Below are 761 nucleotides of genomic sequence, written 5' to 3' on the forward strand. Positions count from 1 at the left end.
CCTGGCCCGCGAGGCGCAGGATAGACGACCAGCGCCTCGCGGGCCAGGTGCCGTGCCGTTGCGCGTCGGCGCTTGAGCGAGGGGTTAGGCCGCACTCTCGGCTTTGCCCTTAGGTCCGCCACCTTCGAATGGACAAACCAGAATAGTGCCGCCTTCCCGCTCGAAGGCTGCGAAGCTTTGCTGTCTCTCGACCTTCGCTTCGCCATGGCCTGAGCGTGCGCCGTAGACATGCACGACCTCTTGCTGAGAAGCGAGAAACGCTTGAAAGGACAGACCTTGTGCCTGTCTCAACCCCTCGACTCTCAGCAACCTGACGGCGCAGATGTCCGTTCGTCCGAGTTCCCTGCGAACTCTCTCGAGCACTCTGCTTATCCCAGACTCACCTTCGTTCCATTCTTCAGCGCTTGCTTGCGCAAGAACTACTTCCGTTCGCGCTGTCGAAGCAAACGCCAGCCAACCGGATGTAACGACATCGTTGTCCCCTGCAAACATGCAGAGCGGAAACGGTCCAGCGTCATCACGGAGCCACAAGACTGAGCCGGCAGGATGCATCGTGGGGACTGTGCGGCCTAACGTGATGTAGGCGTCACGGTTACAAACCTGACGCCATTTCGAGTGGTTTCGATTGTCCACGTGTCGCCGCCGATGCAAAACTGACCCACTGCGCCGAAGTAAATCTGACCCACCTGGGCGAAGCTGACGGCCTTTTGGCCGTCGATGTTGACCCAGGAGCAAGCAGTGGAGATACGAGTGATGGCCCG

General features: G+C 59.8%; 1 protein-coding gene. It reads right to left on the reverse strand.

Annotation, left to right across the window (positions count from 1 at the left end; translation table 11 throughout):
- Nucleotides 1-569: 569 nt before the first annotated feature.
- On the reverse strand, nucleotides 570-761 hold a 192-nt coding region (locus ENE75_RS25580; RefSeq protein WP_233259277.1), incomplete at its 5' end, for a hypothetical protein.

This window comes from Rubrivivax albus (assembly GCF_004016515.1).
GTDB classification, from domain to species: domain Bacteria; phylum Pseudomonadota; class Gammaproteobacteria; order Burkholderiales; family Burkholderiaceae_C; genus Rubrivivax; species Rubrivivax albus.